This window comes from Comamonas denitrificans (genome assembly GCF_042654745.1).
Classification (GTDB): domain Bacteria; phylum Pseudomonadota; class Gammaproteobacteria; order Burkholderiales; family Burkholderiaceae_C; genus Comamonas; species Comamonas denitrificans.
This window is the reverse complement of sequence record NZ_JBHSEY010000026.1, coordinates 75,722-94,516: the sequence shown is the minus strand read 5'-3', so window position 1 is coordinate 94,516 and position 18,795 is coordinate 75,722. Positions and strand designations below refer to the sequence as shown.

Annotated in this window: 19 protein-coding genes; 9 read left to right on the top strand and 10 right to left on the bottom strand. The window is 64.8% G+C overall.

Going from position 1 to position 18,795, the window contains the following annotated elements; translation table 11 throughout:
* Window positions 1-42: 42 nt before the first annotated feature.
* On the top strand, window positions 43-537 hold the full coding sequence (moaC, locus tag ACFO24_RS06660; protein ID WP_377737616.1) for a cyclic pyranopterin monophosphate synthase MoaC: 495 nt from the start codon (window positions 43-45) through the stop codon (window positions 535-537).
* A 130-nt stretch (window positions 538-667) separates the two neighbouring features.
* Window positions 668-2,077, top strand: a complete 1,410-nt coding sequence (locus ACFO24_RS06655; protein ID WP_377737615.1) for a GntP family permease — start codon at window positions 668-670, stop codon at window positions 2,075-2,077.
* 359 nt (window positions 2,078-2,436) lie between these two features.
* On the opposite strand, the gene ACFO24_RS06650 is transcribed toward ACFO24_RS06655, so the two are convergent.
* Both ACFO24_RS06650 and ACFO24_RS06645 read right to left on the bottom strand, forming a co-directional pair.
* Window positions 2,437-3,843, bottom strand: coding sequence for a heavy metal sensor histidine kinase (locus tag ACFO24_RS06650; protein ID WP_377737613.1), 1,407 nt, complete (start codon window positions 3,841-3,843; stop codon window positions 2,437-2,439).
* A gap of 3 nt (window positions 3,844-3,846) precedes the next feature.
* Window positions 3,847-4,530 carry a heavy metal response regulator transcription factor gene (locus ACFO24_RS06645; RefSeq protein ID WP_377737612.1) on the bottom strand — a complete coding sequence of 228 codons (684 nt, stop codon included), beginning with the start codon at window positions 4,528-4,530 and terminating at the stop codon, window positions 3,847-3,849.
* Between the two features lie 154 nt (window positions 4,531-4,684).
* Here ACFO24_RS06645 and ACFO24_RS06640 point away from each other — a divergent pair, with 154 nt between their 5' ends.
* The 5 genes from ACFO24_RS06640 to ACFO24_RS06620 all read left to right on the top strand — a co-directional run bounded on the left by ACFO24_RS06640 (window position 4,685) and on the right by ACFO24_RS06620 (window position 8,809).
* Window positions 4,685-5,020 carry a hypothetical protein gene (locus tag ACFO24_RS06640; protein ID WP_377737610.1) on the top strand — a complete coding sequence of 112 codons (336 nt, stop codon included), beginning with the start codon at window positions 4,685-4,687 and terminating at the stop codon, window positions 5,018-5,020.
* Complete coding sequence (locus tag ACFO24_RS06635; RefSeq protein WP_377737609.1) at window positions 5,017-6,447, top strand: TolC family protein; 1,431 nt, start codon at window positions 5,017-5,019, stop codon at window positions 6,445-6,447. The genes ACFO24_RS06640 and ACFO24_RS06635 overlap by 4 nt, the downstream gene beginning before the upstream one ends.
* 16 nt (window positions 6,448-6,463) lie before the next feature.
* A complete protein-coding gene (locus ACFO24_RS06630) occupies window positions 6,464-7,876 on the top strand; it encodes a multicopper oxidase domain-containing protein (protein WP_377737608.1) in 1,413 nt (470 codons plus the stop codon).
* Window positions 7,877-7,908: 32 nt separating this feature from the next.
* Window positions 7,909-8,406 carry a cupredoxin domain-containing protein gene (locus ACFO24_RS06625; protein WP_377737607.1) on the top strand — a complete coding sequence of 166 codons (498 nt, stop codon included), beginning with the start codon at window positions 7,909-7,911 and terminating at the stop codon, window positions 8,404-8,406.
* A gap of 61 nt (window positions 8,407-8,467) precedes the next feature.
* The gene (locus ACFO24_RS06620) at window positions 8,468-8,809 is read left to right on the top strand and encodes a copper-binding protein (RefSeq protein WP_377737606.1); all 342 of its coding nucleotides are present in this window, start codon (window positions 8,468-8,470) and stop codon (window positions 8,807-8,809) included.
* 102 nt (window positions 8,810-8,911) lie between these two features.
* On the opposite strand, the gene ACFO24_RS06615 is transcribed toward ACFO24_RS06620, so the two are convergent.
* Genes ACFO24_RS06615 through tsaB form a run of 3 tightly spaced genes read right to left on the bottom strand, consistent with a single transcriptional unit; the run spans window position 8,912 to window position 10,950 of the window.
* The gene (locus ACFO24_RS06615; protein WP_377737605.1) at window positions 8,912-9,775 is read right to left on the bottom strand and encodes a uracil-DNA glycosylase family protein; all 864 of its coding nucleotides are present in this window, start codon (window positions 9,773-9,775) and stop codon (window positions 8,912-8,914) included.
* Window positions 9,772-10,260: a ribosomal protein S18-alanine N-acetyltransferase gene (gene rimI, locus ACFO24_RS06610; RefSeq protein ID WP_377737604.1), complete on the bottom strand. Its 489-nt coding sequence runs from the start codon at window positions 10,258-10,260 to the stop codon at window positions 9,772-9,774. The genes ACFO24_RS06615 and rimI overlap by 4 nt, the downstream gene beginning before the upstream one ends.
* A gap of 3 nt (window positions 10,261-10,263) precedes the next feature.
* A complete protein-coding gene (gene tsaB / locus ACFO24_RS06605) occupies window positions 10,264-10,950 on the bottom strand; it encodes a tRNA (adenosine(37)-N6)-threonylcarbamoyltransferase complex dimerization subunit type 1 TsaB (protein ID WP_377737603.1) in 687 nt (228 codons plus the stop codon).
* A gap of 49 nt (window positions 10,951-10,999) precedes the next feature.
* Here tsaB and dacB point away from each other — a divergent pair, with 49 nt between their 5' ends.
* A complete protein-coding gene (gene dacB / locus ACFO24_RS06600) occupies window positions 11,000-12,424 on the top strand; it encodes a D-alanyl-D-alanine carboxypeptidase/D-alanyl-D-alanine endopeptidase (RefSeq protein ID WP_377737602.1) in 1,425 nt (474 codons plus the stop codon).
* Between the two features lie 121 nt (window positions 12,425-12,545).
* Window positions 12,546-13,700, top strand: a complete 1,155-nt coding sequence (locus tag ACFO24_RS06595; protein ID WP_377737601.1) for an ABC transporter substrate-binding protein — start codon at window positions 12,546-12,548, stop codon at window positions 13,698-13,700.
* 10 nt (window positions 13,701-13,710) lie between these two features.
* On the opposite strand, the gene ACFO24_RS06590 is transcribed toward ACFO24_RS06595, so the two are convergent.
* The 5 genes from ACFO24_RS06590 to ACFO24_RS06570 all read right to left on the bottom strand — a co-directional run bounded on the left by ACFO24_RS06590 (window position 13,711) and on the right by ACFO24_RS06570 (window position 18,795).
* Complete coding sequence (locus ACFO24_RS06590; RefSeq protein ID WP_377737600.1) at window positions 13,711-14,733, bottom strand: L-threonylcarbamoyladenylate synthase; 1,023 nt, start codon at window positions 14,731-14,733, stop codon at window positions 13,711-13,713.
* Between the two features lie 2 nt (window positions 14,734-14,735).
* Window positions 14,736-15,908: a 5-(carboxyamino)imidazole ribonucleotide synthase gene (locus ACFO24_RS06585; protein ID WP_377737599.1), complete on the bottom strand. Its 1,173-nt coding sequence runs from the start codon at window positions 15,906-15,908 to the stop codon at window positions 14,736-14,738.
* Complete coding sequence (gene purE / locus ACFO24_RS06580; RefSeq protein ID WP_377737598.1) at window positions 15,905-16,402, bottom strand: 5-(carboxyamino)imidazole ribonucleotide mutase; 498 nt, start codon at window positions 16,400-16,402, stop codon at window positions 15,905-15,907. The genes ACFO24_RS06585 and purE overlap by 4 nt, the downstream gene beginning before the upstream one ends.
* Window positions 16,403-16,502: 100 nt before the next feature.
* Window positions 16,503-17,867, bottom strand: coding sequence for a hypothetical protein (locus ACFO24_RS06575; RefSeq protein WP_377737597.1), 1,365 nt, complete (start codon window positions 17,865-17,867; stop codon window positions 16,503-16,505).
* On the bottom strand, window positions 17,860-18,795 hold the full coding sequence (locus tag ACFO24_RS06570; protein ID WP_377737596.1) for an ABC transporter ATP-binding protein: 936 nt from the start codon (window positions 18,793-18,795) through the stop codon (window positions 17,860-17,862). Before ACFO24_RS06570 ends, ACFO24_RS06575 begins: the two co-directional genes overlap by 8 nt.

Here is an 18,795-nt window from a genome sequence, read left to right as displayed (position 1 = left end):
GATGCCCGGTTTTGCCACTGGTTCATTCTTGGAGCGCTGCCCATGCCGACCCCTTCCCCCTCGTCCCCGCTGACCCATTTTGATGCCCAGGGCCAGGCCCACATGGTTGATGTGGGGGCCAAGGCCGCCACCGAGCGCACCGCCATTGCCCAGGGCCGCATCGTGATGCAGCCGGCCACGCTGGCCCTGGTGCGTAGCGGCAGTGCCAAAAAGGGAGATGTGCTGGGCGTGGCCCGCATTGCGGCCATCATGGCGGCCAAAAAAACCAGCGATCTCATCCCCTTGTGCCACCCGCTGGCGCTGACCCGGGTGGCGGTGGACTTCAGCCTGCAGCCCGACGAAAACGCCATCACCTGCACGGCCACCGTGCAGACCGTGGGCCAAACCGGTGTAGAAATGGAAGCACTCACCGCAGTGCAGGTGGGCCTTTTAACCATTTATGACATGTGCAAGGCGGCCGATAAAACCATGGTCATGCAAGACATTCGCGTGCTGGAAAAGCACGGCGGCAAATCCGGCAGCTGGGTGCTGGCCTAAAGGTGCTAATAAGTAGAGTTACCTAAGTACAAGCGTGTGTGTAACCGCACGTATAAGTAGTTTTAACGACAATCAACTTCAGTGTAAACCACGCACAATCGCCTCCCTACTTAAGTAACGAGGAGATGAGTTGAGTACTTTATCGATTGTTGTTTCGCTGCTGCTGCTGATGTTCCTGGCGTACCGGGGCTACACCGTGCTGCTGTTGGCGCCGCTGATGGCCGCGCTGGCCGTGATCTTGTCCGGCGACATGGTGTTGCTGCTGCCCATTTACACCGAGACCTTCATGCGGGCCTTGGGCAATTACATCCTGGCCTTTTTCCCGGTGTTCCTGCTGGGCGCTTTGTTTGGCCAGCTGATGGCCGACTCAGGCGCGGCCACGGCCATTGCCAAGTGGATTGAACGCACCCTGGGGGCCAAACACGCCATCCTGACCGTGGTGCTGGCCTGTGCCATCTTGACCTATGGCGGGGTGTCGCTGTTTGTCGTGGCGTTTGCGATTTACCCGATTGCCAAGTCGCTGTTCCAGGATGCCGACATCCCCAAGCGCTTGGTGGCCCCGGCGATTGCTTTGGGCTCGTTCACCTTCACCATGACGGCCTTGCCGGGCACACCGGCGATTCAAAACGCCATTCCCATCAAGTTCTACGGCACCAACACCTTTGCTGCGCCAGGGTTGGGGGTGATTGGCTCGCTCATCATTTTTGCCCTGGGCATGCTCTGGCTGCGCTCGCGCGAACGCGCGGCCCGCGCCCAGGGGGAAGGCTATGGCATCCACGCCGATACCCTGGAGGCCAAAGGCCAGGTGGGCGAGGCCGACATGCGCGGCGATGCCCAGCGCAGCATGCCGCTGGTGTTGGCGCTGCTGCCGCTGGTGCTGGTGATTGGCATCAACGCGCTGTTTACCTACGGTGTTTTCCCTGGCATGCACTGGGACTTTTTGGCCGAGCGGTTTGCCTCGATGGATGCCAACAAGCAAACCGGCATGTGGGCGCTGATCATTGCGCTGGTGCTGTCCTGCGCAACGCTGGTGCTGCTGGGCCTGGGGCGCTGGGCCAACTTGCAGCAAACCATCAACAAGGGCGTGCTGGGCTCGATGCTGCCGATTTTCAATACCGCTTCAGAGGTGGGCTATGGCGCGGTGATTGCCAGCCTGGCCGGGTTTGCCATCATTCGCGATGCGGTGCTGAACGTTTCGAGCAATCCGCTGATTTCGGAAGCCGTGGCCATGAACGTGCTGGCGGGGATTACCGGCTCGTCCTCGGGCGGCCTGTCGATCGCGCTGCAAACCCTGGGTGCGGATTACCTGAAGATGGCCGTGGACGCTGGCATCAGCCCCGATCTGATGCACCGTGTGGCGGTGATGTCGGCCGGCGTGTTTGACACCCTGCCGCACTGCGGCGCCATCATCACGCTGCTGTCGATTTGCGGGCTGACGCACCGCCAGTCCTACCTGAACATCGCCATGATGACCATCGTCATGCCGCTGATTGCCTTGACCGCGGTGATTGCCCTGGGCACGGCCTTTGGTTCGTTCTAAGCCCCGCTAAGCCACGCTTTAAAAAGAGCTGCTTGCGCTGGTATTCATTGTGTTTCAAGGCATTTAAGCCTTGAAATGCAGAATATCCAAGCGCAAGCAGCTCTTTTTTTATGGGGTGTTTGTGTAAGAACGTGTTCACAATCTCCTCGCGGGTGTGCAGTCGCGGCCTCGGGCGGTCTGCGGCGTTGCAAATCCTCGCCATAGCTACGGCTATGTCTGTGGTTTGCGCCTTGCAGCCCATCCCGATCCGCATCCCGCACCCCTTCGCGCGCAGATCGTGAACACGTTCTAAAAGCGTGTGGGTGCCAACGATGGATTGAAGTACGTCATGCCAGCCAGACAGCCCGATGCGTTTGTTGTCAGCTGGAAGGCTTTGCAATGTGATAGGGAAACACCAGAGTGAAGCAGGTGTGCCCCTGCCCCGAGCTTGCTGTGACACTGCCGCCGTGGGCCTCGGCGATGGCGCGCGTGATGGCCAGGCCCAAGCCTGATCCGTCGGTATCCGTGTGGGCTCTTGACGCATCGGCGCGGTAGAAGCGGTCGAACAGCCGGGGCAGAGTCTTGGCATCGATGTCGGCACCGGTGTTCTCCACCGTCACTGTCGTGGCCTGTGCTGTGGCGGCGATGCGGATGGTGACATCCCCAGCCTCGGGTGCGTGGCGCAGGGCGTTGGACAGCAGGTTGCTGACCGCACGGCGGAACATCAGGCGGTCACCTTCGATCTCGCCATCCCCCTCCACGCGCAGCCGGATGTGCTTTTCCTCGGCCACGGCCTCGTAGAAGTCGAGCAGCGCCAGTGCGTCCTGGCGGGCAGAAAACCGCTCCTTGTGCGGCAGGTCCACGCCGCGCGCAGTCTTGGCCAGCAGCAGCATGTCGGACACCATGCGCGCCAGCCGCTCGAACTCCTCGGCGTTCGAGGCGAGGATGTCGCGGTAGGTGGCGGCATCGCGTCGGGCGGCCAGGGCCACCTGCGTCTGCGTCAGAAGATTGCTGATGGGAGTGCGCAGTTCGTGCGCCAGGTCTGACGCGAAATCGGTCAAGCGCTGAAAGTCCTCCTGCAGGCGATCCAGCATGCGGTTCAGCGCTTGCGCCAGGTCGGCCATCTCCACGGGCACGGCCTGCACGGGCATGCGCTCGCCGAGCTTCTGGCCCGTCACCCTGGCGGCCCGTGACTTCATGTCGCGCAGCGGTGCCAGCCCCTGGCGCGCCGCGAGCCACGAGAGCAGGCCGCAGAGGGCGATGGCGGCGAACACATACAAGGCTAGGTCGCGCCGCAGGCCGTCGAGAAACTGCGTGTGGTGTTCCGTATCCGCGGCGATCCAGACGCTAAGGGGGGCGGGGGAGTAGGCCGGGGCCGCCTTGAAGGCCAGCGTATGGAACCGGGCATTGCCGTGGTGCCACACCCCAAATGCCGGACCTTCACCGGTGTGCAGGGCTTCCTCGCCGCGCATCGGGGGAGAGAGCCCCTGGGACTGAAAGACCACGAAACCTTGCCCGTCCTGCACCAGGGCGTAGAGGCCATGGTGGTAGCTCAGCGCCTCGCCCAATCGCCCACGGGCATCGTCCGCCGAGTTGGCATTGCGCAGAAGGTCCTCGATCAGGCGTTGCTTGTTTTGCAGCGCCATCCGGTCAAGCTCGACGAAATGCCGCTCGGACTCCACCAGAAACAAGGCACCCAGCCCCAGCACCACCGACGCTGCCACCGCAGTGAAGAGCAGGGTCAGGCGCTGCGTCAGCGGCAAACGGCCCCAACGAACCCGGTACATCCCCTATTCCTCCAGCGGTACGTCGAGCACATAGCCCATGCCGCGCACGGTCTGGATCAGCTTGACCGCATGGCCCTCATCAATCTTCACGCGCAGGCGGCGCATCGCCACCTCGATGACGTTGGTGTCGCTGTCAAAGTTCATGTCCCACACCTGCGATGCGATCAGGGAGCGTGGCAACACTTCACCGTGGCGACGCATCAGCAGTTCCAGCAGGCCGAATTCCTTGGCCGTCAGATCCACGCGCCTGCCGTTTCGGGATACTCGGCGGCGCAGCAAATCCAGTTCCAGGTCGGCCACTCGCAGCACGGTGCTCTCGTTGCCTGCGTGGCCGCGCCGCAGAATGATCCGCACCCTGGCCAGCAATTCGGCAAACGAGAATGGCTTGACAAGGTAGTCGTCGGCACCGAGTTCCAGTCCTTTGACGCGGTCCTCCACTTGATCGCGTGCGGTCAGGAACAGCACGGGCATTTGCAGGCCGCGCTCGCGCAGCGATTGCAGCACCTGCCAGCCGTTCAGCCCGGGCAGCATGACATCCAAGACCACGAGGTCGTAAGCACCGTGCAAAGCCATGTGCAGCCCATCGGTGCCATGGGGCACCAGGTCCGCGACATACCCAGCCTCGCTCAGGCCCTGGCGCAAATACTCGCCCGTCTTGGGCTCGTCTTCGACGATCAATATCTTCACCCGCATGCTCCATTAAAGGTTCCCGCGTAAGTGTGCCGCGTTGGAGAGGTACCAACACGAAGCTGACAAGAATGTAATGTTGCCAACATCTTGCTGAAAGGGCGGCTTTTTCAAAATCTCCAGCATGAGATTAGAAATGCTTTCAGAGGAGACCATGGCCCATTCCCATCACCAGCCACTCTTCAAGGCCCTGTTGCCTTGGACACTGGCGTTGTTCGCAGGGGCGGCTTTTGCACAAGCCCCGGCAGATAGCGAAGCCCCCCAGCCCTCACTGCCGACGAAGCTGCAGTACTCGTCCCCCATCGGTGCCTACCAGGCCTATGCGGATCAGCAGGTGCAATCTTGGCGTGAAGCCAATGATCGCGTGGGCCAAATCGGTGGCTGGCGTGCCTATGCTAAGGAAGCCAGGTCGGGCCAGCCTGCGCCCGCCAAAGGCGTTGCGCCCGCCAGCGATCCGCATGCCGATCATCACCAAGGAGACACGCCATGAAGGGTTTGCGTGCCACTCCTATCAAGCTGACGCTGTCCGCCCTGGGGCTGGCGGTGCTGACCGGATGTGCCAGTGTCAGCCTGGATCAGAACATGGGTCGAGTTAACGCCGAAGCGGGCAGCTTCACCGAAGGCAAACTCGCCTTGGCCCGCACCCAGGAGGAGCGCGACCAGCGTGCGCAGGCCGCTCAAGCCTTGCTGGCGCAGCCCCTGGGGCAGAAGGAGGCCGTCCAGCTGACCTTGGTGAACAGCCCATCCCTGCAGGCCCTGCTGGCGCAAGGCTGGGCGAATGCGGCCGCTGCTGCCCAGGTAGGACGGATTGCCAACCCCATTTTCAGTTTTGAGCGCATGACGGCCGGTAGCGAGCTGGAATTGGGGCGTGCGCTTTCCTTTGGCCTGTTGGATCTGGTGACCTTGCCGACCCGCTACGGTGTCGCCACTCGCAGAATCGAGCAATCGCAATTACGTTTGATCAGCGACGTGGTGGACCATGTCACGCGCGTGCGCCAAGCTTGGGTGCGGGCCGTGGCTGCGCAGCAGATGCTCCAATATGCCAAGCAGGTCTATGACAGCGCCGAAGCGGGTGCCGAACTGGCCAAGCGCATGCAGAGCGTGGGCAACTTCAACCGCATTGCCCGCGCACGTGAACAGGCTTTTTATGCCGATGCGGCCACGCAACTGAGCACGGCCCAACACCAAGCCACGGCCAGCCGGGAAGAGCTGGTGCGCCTGCTGGGGCTCAATGAGCGCCAAGCGCAGGCGCTGCAGCTGCCCGAACGGCTGCCCGATCTCCCCCAACAAGCACTGGATCCGCAGGCGGTTGGCACGTTGGCGACCCAGGCACGCCTGGACATTCGCCTGGCACAGACTGCGTTGGAGGGTGCCGCCAAGGCCCAGGGGCTGAACATGGTGACCAGCTTCACCGATATCGAGCTGACCGGGCGGCGCAACACGACATTTGACAATGCCGATGGCTCCCGCTCCACAGCACGCGGCTGGGAAATCGATATGCGCCTGCCCATTTTTGACTGGGGCGGCATGCAGCGTGACGCGATGAACGCCCAAACGCTGATGGCCGCCAATCAACTCGAAGCCACGGTGCGCTCTGCGGGATCGAGCCTGCGCGAAAGCTATTCTGCCTACCGAACCGCCTACGACGTGGCGCGGCATTACCGCGACGAAGTGGTGCCGGTGCGCAAGGTGATCGCCGAGGAAAACCAGCTTCGCTACAACGGCATGCTGATCAGCGTTTTCGAACTGCTGGCCGATGCACGCGACCAGGTTGCTACCGTCACGGCGGCATTGGACGCACAGCAGCAATTTTGGCTGGCCGATGCTGCCTTGCAGGCATCCGTAATGGGGCACCCTACCAACACCAGCTTATCCATCCCAGCCAGCCCGCCCAGCGGCGGCGATGCCAGCCATTGATGCAGAAACGATTGCCATGACATCCAGAAGAGATTTTTTCAAGTTTGCCGGTATTGCAGGCGGTGCCATCGCAACCAGTGCAGTCAGCCAGGTCGCCATGGCGGCCTTGCCCGAGCCCGTCATTCAGACCAGTCCGAACACCATGGCCCCCTTGGTTCCGAGCTCGGGCCGTCCCTATAACCCTGTGGTCACGCTCAATGGCTGGACACTGCCGTGGCGCATGAACCAAGGTGTCAAGGAGTTCCACCTGGTTGCCGAACCCGTGGTGCGAGAAGTAGCACCGGGCATGAAGGCCCACCTGTGGGGCTACAACGGCCAGAGCCCCGGCCCAACCATCGAGGTCGTCGAGGGTGACCGCGTGCGCATCTTCGTGACCAACCATTTGCCCGAGCACACCAGCGTCCATTGGCACGGCCAACGCCTGCCCAACGGTATGGATGGCGTATCCGGTCTGACGCAGCCGGCCATTCCCGCCGGAAAGACCTTTGTCTACGAGTTCGTGGCACGCCGCCCCGGCACCTTCATGTACCACCCGCACGGCGATGAGATGGTGCAGATCGCTATGGGCATGATGGGCTTCTGGGTCACACACCCGAAGGCCCAGCACCCGTTGATCGACGAGGTGCAGCGAGACTTCTGCTTCCTGCTCAGTGCGTACGACATCGAGCCCGGTGCCGCCACACCCAAAGTCGCGGAGATGACGGATTTCAATCTGTGGACTTGGAACAGCCGTATTTTTCCGGGCATCGACTCCTTGAATGTCCGCCTCAATGACAAGGTGCGCATTCGCATGGGCAACCTCACCATGACCAATCACCCGATGCACCTGCATGGCCACGAGTTTGTTGTCACGGGCACCGATGGCGGCCCCGTGCCCAAAAGCGCACGCTGGCCGGAGGTGACCACCGACGTGGCGGTGGGCCAGATGCGCCAGATCGAGTTCGTGGCCGACGAGGAAGGCGACTGGGCGTTCCACTGCCACAAGAGCCACCACACCATGAACGCCATGGGGCACGAGATTCCCACGCTGATCGGCGTGGACCACAGCGGCTTGGCCAAGAAAGTCAATCAGCTGATTCCGGATTACATGGTCATGGGCGAACGCGGCATGGCCGACATGGCTGAGATGGAAATGCCGATCCCCGACAACACGATCCCCATGATGACCGGTGAAGGCCCGTTCGGCTCCGTGGAGATGGGCGGCATGTTCAGCGTACTCAAGGTACGCCGCAACCAAAAACCGGGCAACTACCAGGATCCGGGCTGGTTTAAGCATCCTGCCGGCACGGTGGCACATGAATACACCGGCCCCATCGCCAAGCCAGCACGTTTCAGCGCCGAGGGCGGTCAGTCCATGCCGCGCGTGCACAAGCCCGCAGCACCGTCCGAAGTCAAGGTGCGCAAGCCCACTGCGCATGGCGAGCATTGAGCCTTTGTTTCATTTTCAACACGAGAACACCCATGAAATTCACACGACCCACTATTGCGCAACTCTTTGCCATGGCTGCACTGGCCACATCGGGAGCGGCTTTCGCCAGCGGCAGCCATGCAGGCGGCCACGGCCATGACGAGGGGGGCGAGACGGCCATTGGCAAGCCCGGCATCGCTGCCCAGGCCAGCCGCACCATCACCATCGAAATGAGCGACAAGATGCGTTTTACGCCCTCCGACCTGACGGTCAAAAAGGGCGAGACCGTGCGTTTAATCGTTCAGAACACGGGACAGCTCAAGCACGAACTGAGCCTTGGCACCCAGGAGGAACTGATGGAACACCTGGAGCAGATGAAAAAATTCCCCGGCATGGAGCACGACGAGCCCGGCAAGATCATCCTGGAGCCGGGCAAGCAGGGCGAGATCGTTTGGCAGTTCACCAAGGCGGGTGTCGTCGATTTTGCCTGCCTGCTACCGGGCCACTACGAAGCCGGCATGAAGGGCACCATCAACGTGAATCGCAAATAGCGCCTTGCAACCTCCATCCCAGCCATGGCTGAACTGATACCACATTGACGAAGAGAACACCATGAACACCACCCAACGCATCCTCCTCATCTCCACCCTGGCCATGGGCGTTGCTTTGCCAATGGCGGGTCATGCCCAAACCAGCCCCAATCCCAGCCAGGTGGCCGCGCCCGCGTCGGACTCTATGACCGACGGCGAGGTCAAGAAGATTGACCCGGACAACGGCAAGGTCACCCTCAAACATGGGGACATCAAGAGTCTGGACATGCCGGGCATGACCATGGTCTTCACCGTGCGCGACAAGGACCAACTCACCAAGCTCAAGCCCGGCGACAAGGTGCAATTCATGGCCGTCCAGGAAGGCGGAAAGATGATCGTCACCGACATCCAGCCCGCGCGCTAAGCAGAGTCACCACCGCATCATGCCGCTGGACGCGGCCGCTTCGGCGCAGGCTGCAGTACCACCAGCGCAGGCCATGAGCCCAGGACATGCTGGCTGCGATGTTTATTTAGAGCGGGCCGGCAATTGCGCGGCAAATTGCAAGTCGGCCCAGGTTTGCGCCTTGTATTTTTTGGGCTGGCTGGTGCGCAGCAAAAAGCTCGGGTCGTAGCTGACGGCGGCGGCATGGCCGGCCAGATCAAAGTGCTGCTGGCGCAGCTGGCCCACGGGCTCATGGCGCTCTAACACCGTTTGTGCCACTTTTTGCCCCAGCAGCAGCACCCGCCCCGGTTGCACCGTTTGCAGAGTGTGGGCCAACTGTGTGGGCAAGGGCTGCCAATCGACTGGGGCCAAGCTGCCGGCCATCTCGGCCGCCATGGGCAGGCCGCCGGGGCGCTGCAGCACGGCCAGCCACACCTGCGGGTGCTGGTGCAGGCCCAGGGCGCGCAGCATTTTGTCCAGCAAATCGCCCACCGCCCCAGCCAAAGGGGTGGTGGGATGGGTGCTTTCCAACAAAATCAACCACGGCCCGCCGCTGGCTGGGCCACTGGCATCGGGGTACAGGTGGACGGCCGGGGCCAGTTGCCAGACTTCGGCGGCCTGCGCTGGGGCCACGGCGGCCACCGGGGTGGCTGGGGTGACCGTGGGGGGTGGGGCGGCTGGGGCCCTACGCGGGGCCGGCACTGGCCGGGCCGGGCGCGGGCCCGCTGGTGCAGATTGCGATTGCGGCGACTGCGACTGCGGCAGGCTGGGCGCAGTGCCCGCCACAGCAGGCCGCGGCGCTGCGGCGTGGGGCGCAGGCTTGAGTGTTGAACGCGTGGCCTGCGCCGTTGGCACCGGGGCGGCAGGTGCCACGGCTTCGGGCACCCACAGGGTGATGCCCATGGCCTCCAGCATGGCCAGGCGGCGGGCATCCAGGGCCAGGCTCATGGCGTGCCTCCGGCCTGGTCTTTGCACAGGTCTTTGCACATCAGCACGGCGGCTTCGCGCACGCCGGGGCTGACGGGGTAATAGTCTTTGCGCTGCCCAACGGCGACAAACCCGGCACCTTCGTACAGGCTGCGGGCGCGGGCATTGCTGCTGCGCACTTCCAGCCACAGGGTGTGCGCGGCCACTTGCCGCGCCCACTCGTGCAGGGCGTGCAAAAGGCAGCGGCCATGGCCCAAGCCTTGGTGCTGGGGGGCGACGCTGAGCGCGAGCAAATGCACTTCATCAACAGCCTGCATGGCGACAAAAAACCCGAGCACCTCGCCATGGCGCACCAGCATGGCACCGTGGTAGCCGCTGGCCAATGCGTCGGCAAATTGGCGCTGCGTCCAGGGGTGGGCCTGGGCGGCGGCATCGACAGCGGCAACGGCGGGCAGCCATTGCGCCGCCATGGGCAGCAATTGTGCGGGGGCTTGGCAGTTGAGCATGCCTTAAGCGCCTGCCGCGCGGGCGGCCAGGCGCTCGGCCGTGGTTTGGGCCACTTTGTCGCGGATGTACAAGGGCAGGGCCTGGCTAGCCGGGCGCAGCCCTCCGGCGGCGATCAAGGCGGGGGCCAGTTGCAGCAAGGCGGTGGCGCTGGGCAAGGCCAGGTGGTGGGTGCTGGTGGGGGCCAAATCGGCATACACCGCCTGGGCATTGCCCACCACCACCGCCCCGCTGGGCACCTGCACTGCGCCGGGGGCGCTCAGGGCGATGCCGGACAGGGCCTGCCACTGCCCGCTGCTGCGCTGGTAGTGGTAATGGGCGCTGTACACCTCGCCCATGCGGGCATCGAGCACGGCCAGCACATTGGCGCAGCCATGCGTTTGGTAGGCGGTGTGGGCCACGGCCAGCAGGCTGCACACGGGCAAGACGGGCACTTGGCTGCCAAAGGCCAGCCCCTGGGCCACGGCGCAGGCGGTGCGCAGGCCGGTAAAAGCGCCGGGGCCTTGTCCAAAAACAATAGCTGTAAGCGATTGTGGGGTAAGCGATAAGGCCGATAAACCTTCTAATATTTTAGGGATGAGCGTGCCCGATGCTTGGGGCCCACCGCCGCCTTGCCACTGCCACAGGGCATCCCCGCGCTGCACGGCGATGGTGGTTTGGTCGGTACTGGTGTCAAAAGCAAGCAAATCCATAGGGCAGCGATTATCGGTCAGGCACTTGGCCCGTTCTACACTTGCGGCCATGTTGAAAAAAATTGTCTCCTGCGCCGCTTTGGCGCTGACGGTGTGGGTGGCCCCGGTGCAGGCCCAGGATGCGCTCTCGACCCTGCCCCGCACGGTGCAAGCGGCGCTTAAACGCGCACAGATTCCGGCCGATGCGCTCTCTGTGTTTGTCGCCCCGGCCCCGCCGGGCCAAGCCCCGCGCCTGGACTGGCAAAGCACCGCGCCGCGCAATCCGGCCTCGGTGATGAAGCTGGTGACCACCTATGCGGCCCTGGACCAATTGGGGCCCGCGTTTGTGTGGCGCACCCCTTTGTACTTGGATGGGGTGATCGACAACGGCGCGTTTCGCGGCACGGTGTACATCCGGGGGGCGGGCGACCCCAAGCTGGTGTCGGAGCGGTTGTGGCTGCTGCTGGGGCGCTTGGCGGGCCTGGGGGTGCGTGTCATCGTCGGCGACATCGTGCTCGATCGCACAGCGTTTGCCCTGGCACCGCACGATCCGGGCGCTTTTGATGGCGAACCCTTTCGCCCTTACAACGTGGGCCCCGATGCGCTCTTGATCAACTACAACAGCCAGGTGCTGGGCTTTCTCCCCGACCCTGGGGCGGGGGTGGCCCGCATCCATTACGAGCTGCCCCTGGCCGGGGTGGCGCTGCCCAGCACCGTGCCGCTGGCCCCGGCGGGCAGCGCCTGTGGCGACTGGCGTGCGCAATTGCAAGCCAATTGGAGCCAGCCCCAGCAGGTGCAGCTTGCCGGCACCTACCCCGCCAGCTGCGGCGATAAAAATTGGCCCGTGGCCCTGCCCGAGCCCGAGCGCTTTGCCGCCAAAGCCATTGAAGGCATGTGGCGCGCCCTGGGCGGCCAGCTGACCGGCACGGTGCGCGATGGCCAAGTGCCCCCGGGCCTAAAACCAGCCTGGGAAAACCAATCGCCCGCCTTGGCCGAAGTGGTGCGCGATATCAATAAATACAGCAACAACGTCATGACCCAGCAATTGCTGCTCACGCTGGCCAAAGAGCGCACGGGCCAGGGCAGCTTTGATGCCGCCCGTTTTCTGCTCACCCAATGGTGGCAACAGCGCTGGCCCAGCGCCCCCGTCCCCGAGGTGGACAACGGGGCCGGCCTAAGCCGCGCTGCGCAGGTGACCGCCGCAGGCCTGGGGCAGATGCTGCAAAGCGTGTGGGCCTCGCCGGTGATGGCGGAATTTATGGCCTCGCTGCCCATCGCTGGCACCGATGGCACGCTGCGCCGCAGCCAAGCCAATGCCAGTGCCCACCTTAAAACCGGCAGTCTGCGCGATGCCAATGCCCTGGCCGGATTTGTCGATGGCCGCAGCGGCCAGCGCTATGTGCTGGTGGCCTTTATCAACCATGCCAATGCCGGCAATGGCCGTCCGGTCATGGATGCTTTGGTCGATTGGGTTGCCCAAGATCAAGGGCGTTAGATCGTGAACACGTTCTGAGGGCGCAATCAAGGGTTTTCCCGGAAATTCGGCGGAATCAAAAAAACCCTCCGACAGGCACAATCAAACGCTTCTCATCTGCTGTCCTTTGGAGGGTTTTGTTATGCAGCGACGTCGCTTTGTTTCCCTGGCTTGCCAAACTGCGATTGCGGGGGCCTGGCCGGCATGGGCGTTGCAGGCATCGGCCCAAGAGGGCACGACCCCAGGGCTCACCGACCAAGCCATCCACATTGCCAGCAGCGTGCCGCTGACGGGCACCTTGGTCGGTTTTGGCCAGGCTGTGCAAAAAGGCGCTGGCGCTGCCTTTGCCGAGATCAATGCCCAGGGCGGTATTTATGGCCGCCAAATTCGCCTCCACCTGGTGGACGATGGCTACGACCCCGAGCGTTCGGTGGCCAACATCAAAAACATCCTTCAAGAGCGCAAAGCCCTGGCCTTGCTCTCGTGCGTGGGCACGCCCAACAACACGGCCATCACCCCGCTGATTGAAGCGGCCGGCATTCCCCACGTGGCCCCGATTACCGGGGCGGCCTCGCTGCGCAAAGCCCAGCAATCGGTGTTTCACGTTCGTGCCGGTTACAGCGAAGAGGTGATCAGCCTGGTGCAGCGCTTGGTGGGCATGGGCCTCAAAGGCATTGCCGTGGTGTACCTGGACAACGGCTATGGCCGTGAGCTGCAAGGGGTGGCCGCCGCCGAATTGCAGCGCCTGGAGGCCACGCCCGCGGCCGAGCTGGCGCTGGAGGTGAAAGGAGACAACGCCAACGCGGTCCTGCAAGCGCTCAAGCAAGCCCGCCCTTCGGCGGTGTTGCTGCTCACGGCCGGCACGTCCTCGCTGAGCATGATTCAAGGCATCAAGCAACAGCTGCCGGGGGTGCTGATGGCGGGCTTGAGCTCCACCATCCAGGGGCTCAAGCTGGACGATGCCGCCAGCGGCATGGCTGTGACCACCATCGTGCCCGACCCGAACCGGGGCAAAAACGGCGTGGTGCGCAACTACCAAGCGGCCATGCAGGCGCAGGGGGAGCAAGAGTTTTCGCAGGGCTCTTTGGAGGCCTACATCAACGCCCACGTGCTGGCCTACGGCCTGCGCTTGGCGGGCAAAGAGCCCACCCCTGCACGCGTGCGCGCGGCCTTGTCCAGCATTCGCAACTTTGATCTGGGCGGGTTTGTCGTCAGCTACGGGGCCACGCCCCCCTTCGTTGGTTCGCGCTTTATTGAGCTGGGCATCATTGGCCGCAACGGGCGCTTTGTGGGTTAAGAACCGCGCCTTAGCCTGCGGCAGCGGCCCGCTCCAGCCGGTCACGCACGCCTTCCCAGTCGGCGCTCTCGGGCGGGGCTTCCACCCAAATCAAGGGCACGCCCAGGGCATCCAAATCGCGCAAATCGCTGAACAACTGCTGGGCTGCGGCCAGGGCGTTGTGCGGCATGGCCCGCAGCGCAATGCCGGGCGCAGGGCGGGTCAGGGGGCTGCGGTGGTACACCGCCAAGGCAGGGGCCTCGCGCCCCAGCAGCTGCAGGGCGCTGCGCAGTTGCTCGGTGCCCATCAAGCGCACTTTGGCATTCGGGGCATAGTGGGCCAAAAGGGTGCCTGAGGCCCGTGGGGTATGCGCAGACAGCTCTTCTTTTGATAGAGGTCGTTGGCCGCAGACCCACGCAATATCGTCGCGCGTAATCGCCCCGGGGCGCAGCAGCACGGGCACGCCCCGGGTGCAGTCGATGATGGTCGATTCAATGCCAACCGCACAGGCACCGCCGTCCAGCACCAACAAATCAGCGCCAAACTCACTGGCCACATGCGCCGCCGTGGTGGGGCTGATGCGGCCAAACTTGTTCGCGCTGGGCGCAGCCAGGCCCCAAATGGGCGGCTGGCGCTGCAGGCAGGCCTGCAGCAAAGCCTGGGCCACCGGGTGCGCCGGGCAGCGCAGGCCAATGGTGGCTTGCCCGCCTGTGGCGGCCTGGGCGATGCCCGGTCGGCAGGGCAGGATGAGGGTCAGCGGCCCGGGCCAGAAGGCCTCGATCAGCTGCTGGGCAAACACCGGGATGGCTTGGGCGTAGTGGGCCATGGCGGCGCTGGGGCCCTGGGGGTGCCCTTGGACATCGGCCACATGCACGATCAGCGGGTGGTCGGCCGGGCGGCCCTTGGCCGCAAAAATGTGGGCCACGGCGCTGGGGTTGTCCGCATCGGCGGCCAAGCCGTACACGGTTTCGGTCGGCAAACCGATCAATTGGCCCTGGGCCAGCGCGTGCGCCGCGCGGGCAATGGTGTCGGGGTGGTGGCCGTCCAAAACCATGCTTAAAACGCCTCGATGCCCACAATGGCAGCCGCTTGCAGCGCGGTGGCGCGCGCCTGCTCGGCCGTGGTGGCCGTGATGTTCAGATGCCCCATCTTGCGGCCGCGTTGGGCCTGGGCCTTGCCGTACAGGTGCAGGTGGCAGCCGGGCAGCGCCAAGACTTGATCCCAGGCGGGGGTCTGGGCCGTGTCGCCATGCGTGAACCACAAATCGCCCAGCAGGTTGAGCATGATGCTCGCGCTGTGCAGGCGCGGCTGCACCAGCGGTAGGCCGGTCATGCAGCGCACCTGCAGCTCAAACTGCGACACATCGCAGCCGTTTTGGCTGTAATGGCCGCTGTTGTGCGGGCGCGGGGCGATTTCATTGACCACCAGGCTACCGTCTTGCAGCACAAAGAACTCGACGCACAGCACACCCACATACTGCAAGCCTTCTGCTACCGATTTAGCAGCTTCCAGCGCTTGCTGGGCTTGGGCTAAAGGCAGATTTCCTTCATACACCTCGGTCACGGCCAAAATGCCATCGCGGTGCAGGTTGCGTTGCACCGGCAGGTGCACGATCTGGCCATCGCGGCCACGGGCGACGATGACGGAGCACTCGTGCGCCAGCGGCAGCATTTTTTCCAGCACGCAGGCCACGCGGCCCAGCTCATCCCAGGCCTGGGCCAGTTCTTCCAGGGTCTTGACGCGCACCTGGCCCTTGCCGTCGTAGCCCATGCGGGCGGTTTTCAGAATGCCGGGCAGCAGGTCGGCGGGCACCGCCGCCAGTTGCTCGGGCGTTTCGATCACCGCGTGCGGCGCTACGGGCACGCCGCAGCGCACAAAGTGGGCCTTTTCGGCAGCGCGGTCTTGGGCAATGGCCACCGCCGACCCGGCGGGCGCGACCGGCAGGGTCTGCGCCAGCTGGTTCAGGCTGGCAGCGGGCACGTTTTCAAACTCGGTGGTGACGGCGGCGCAGACGCGGGCCAGCTCGGCCAAGCCGTGTGCATCGCTGTAGCCGCTGCGGATGTGTTGGTGGCTGATGCGCCCGGCGGGGCTGGTCGCATCGGGGTCGAGCACGGCGGTGAAGTAGCCCATGGCCTGCGCCGCGTGGGCAAACATGCGGCCCAGCTGGCCGCCCCCCAGTACGCCCAGCGTGGCGCCGGGCAGGATCACGGGCGAGTCAGGGGCGCTCATGCGTTCACCGGCAAAGTCATGGCGCGCGCCGCTTCGGTCTGCTCGGCGCGGAAGGCATTGAGCTGGGCGCGCAGGGCCGGGTCTTCGTTGGCCAGCAGCGCCACGGCAAACAGCGCGGCATTGGCCGCCCCGGCCTGGCCAATGGCAAACGTGGCCACAGGCACGCCCTTGGGCATTTGCACGATGCTGTGCAGCGAATCCACACCCTGCAGATGGCGGCTGGCCACGGGCACGCCCAGCACGGGCACAGGGGTCTTGGCCGCAATCATGCCGGGCAGATGGGCTGCGCCGCCCGCGCCCGCAATGATGGCCTTGAGGCCACGCTCGGCGGCCGCTTCGGCGTAGCGGAACATGTCGTCGGGCATGCGGTGGGCCGAGACCACCTGCGCCTCAAACGCGATACCGAATTGCTGGAGGATGGCAACGGCGTGCTGCATGGTGTCCCAGTCACTGCTGGAGCCCATGACCACACCAACTTGGATGGCTGCTTGCATAGTGTGAAAGTAAAAAAGCGCGCCCAGGGCATCTAACGACGCTGAGCGCGCGTGCTGGCGCAGGGGAAGAACAACCGCCAAAGCGGCAAAGCCGCAGATTTTACGGCGCGATCGTCTTTTGCGGGGTCATGTGCTGGGACAGCCCACGACCGTTCTGGGACGAGCGTGCCGCCCACCCCACCCACAGGCAGGCCAGCGCCAGCTGTGCGCCCAGGGCCACCCAGGCCCAGGGGCGCGGCAAGGTGCCCGGTGGGGCGACATCGCCGACCAGTACCGCCAGGGGTTGCAGCGCTGCGGCGGCGGCGTTGCCCGCTGTGCCCAGGGCCAGCAGGGGCAGCACCAGGTTGATGACCAGCCAGGTCACGGTGAAGACGGCCACGGGCGATTTCCAGCGCTGGGCCTGCAGGGCAAAGCCGGTCAGGATCAGCCCCTCGCGCAGCAGTTGTGCGCAGGCCAGCAGCAGCCACCAGCCCACCGTGGTGGTGCTGGACTGGCTCCAGGCGATGGCCGAGGCCAGCAGCGCCAGCAGCCAGCTGATGGGCCACAGGGGCAGTGCCTGCCAGGCGTTGCGCCAGCGCCGCTGCTGTAGCCCCCACTGCACCTGATGCCAGGCGCGGGCATGGCCCGCCATGTGCTGCAGGCCGATGAAGGCAGTGGCCACCAAGGCCCAGCCCGCCAGGTGCGGCCACAGCGCGGCAGCCTGCGTGTGCCAGACCCCGGCGCTGGCCACCCCGGCCACCACCAGCCCCACGGGCCAGGCCCAGGGCAGGGTGGGTACATCCAGGCGCTCGCACAGCTGGCGCCACAGGGCCAGCAGGCCCAGCCCGCAGGCGGCAAGGCCCAGCACGTACGCCAAGCCCCAGTTGCCCAAGTTCCAGCCCCACCAGGGGTGGTGTTCGGGCGAGGGCAGGGCGCGCACCAGCCCCAGCACCAGGGGCAAGCCGATCAGCGCCAGCAGCCACAGGCTGCGCTGCTGCCACGGCCCAGCGTGCCAGCGCACCAGCACCGCATTCATGGCCCAGGCCTGGGTGGCCAAGCCCCACAGCACGGCCAGCATCAGCAGGTGCCAGGCGCGGTGTGCGCCCCACAGCAGCTCCCACACCGAGGCGGCCACGACGCTGGTCACGCCAAACAAGGCGGCGTACAGCCAGGCGGGCACCGTGGCACCCAGCAGCTTGCCCCAGGCCATTTGCCAGGGAGTGAGGGCCGACAGGCGCTGCCAGTCCCAGGTGTGCTGGCGCACTTCCTCGCTCAGGCTGCGTGCGGCCAGCACGCTGGCGTACCCCGTGGTGCTGGCCCACAGGCCAAAGACTGCCGTCAGGCCCAGGCTGGCCAGGCGTTCATGGGCATCGGACAAAACCAAGGGCAGCGCCAGGATCAGGCTGCACAGCAGCAGCGTCCACAGCGCCAGGCTGGGCCGCCAGTTAAGCCAAAGCTGGCGTTGAAATTCTGGATTGTTAAGCATGCGCGGACGGCCCTTCTACGGTGCGCTGGTAGCGCTGCTGCAAACTTTCGCGCTGGGGCACCAAGCTGGCCAGCGGCACGCCTTGTTGCACCCAGTGCGCCACCAGGGCGGCGCGTTGTTCTGCGGCCGTTGGCAGCCACAACAGCACCGGGGCATGGGGCGGCTGGCTTTGGATTTCCACCCCTTGCAGGCAATCGAGCCACTGTGCGGTCAGCGGGGCGGCCAGCTCCAGCGCAAACAATTGCTGCTCGTCGGCCTCTGGATGGGCCCGGGTGGTGTGCAACGGCCCGTGGTTTTCGATGCGGCCAGCGCGCAGCGCCAGAATGTGGGTGCAGTACTCGTCCAGCTCGCTCAGGATGTGGCTGGAGACGATCAGCGTCATGCCCTGGGCCTGCAGCTGGCGCATCAGCTGCGCCAAGCTGGCGCGGGCCTCGGGGTCGAGGCCGCTGGCAGGTTCGTCCAGCAGCAGCACGGCGGGTTGGTGAACGATGGCCTGCCCAATGGCCAAGCGCTGGCGCTGGCCGCGCGACAGTTGGCTGGGCAGGCGCTGCAGCAAGGCCAGCAAGTCCAGCTGCTGCGCCACCTGGGCCACCCGCGTCTGTGCCACGTGGGGGGGCAGGCCCATGGCGCGGGCGGCATATTCCAGGCCTTGGGCCACCGTCAGCCGTTCGTACAGGCCAAAAAAATCGGATAGATAGCCCACATGCCGATGCACTTCGCGGGGGGCTTGCAGCACATCGACACCATGCACCACGATCTGGCCCGCCGCCGGGTGCTCCAGCCCGGCCAGGCAGCGCAGCAGGGTTGATTTGCCCGCCCCGTTGGGCCCGACCAGGGCGGTCACGCTGCCAGCGGCCATGTGCAGGTCAATACCGTCCAAGGCGCGGTGGCCGGGGTATTCAAAAATCAAACCCGCTACGTCGATCAT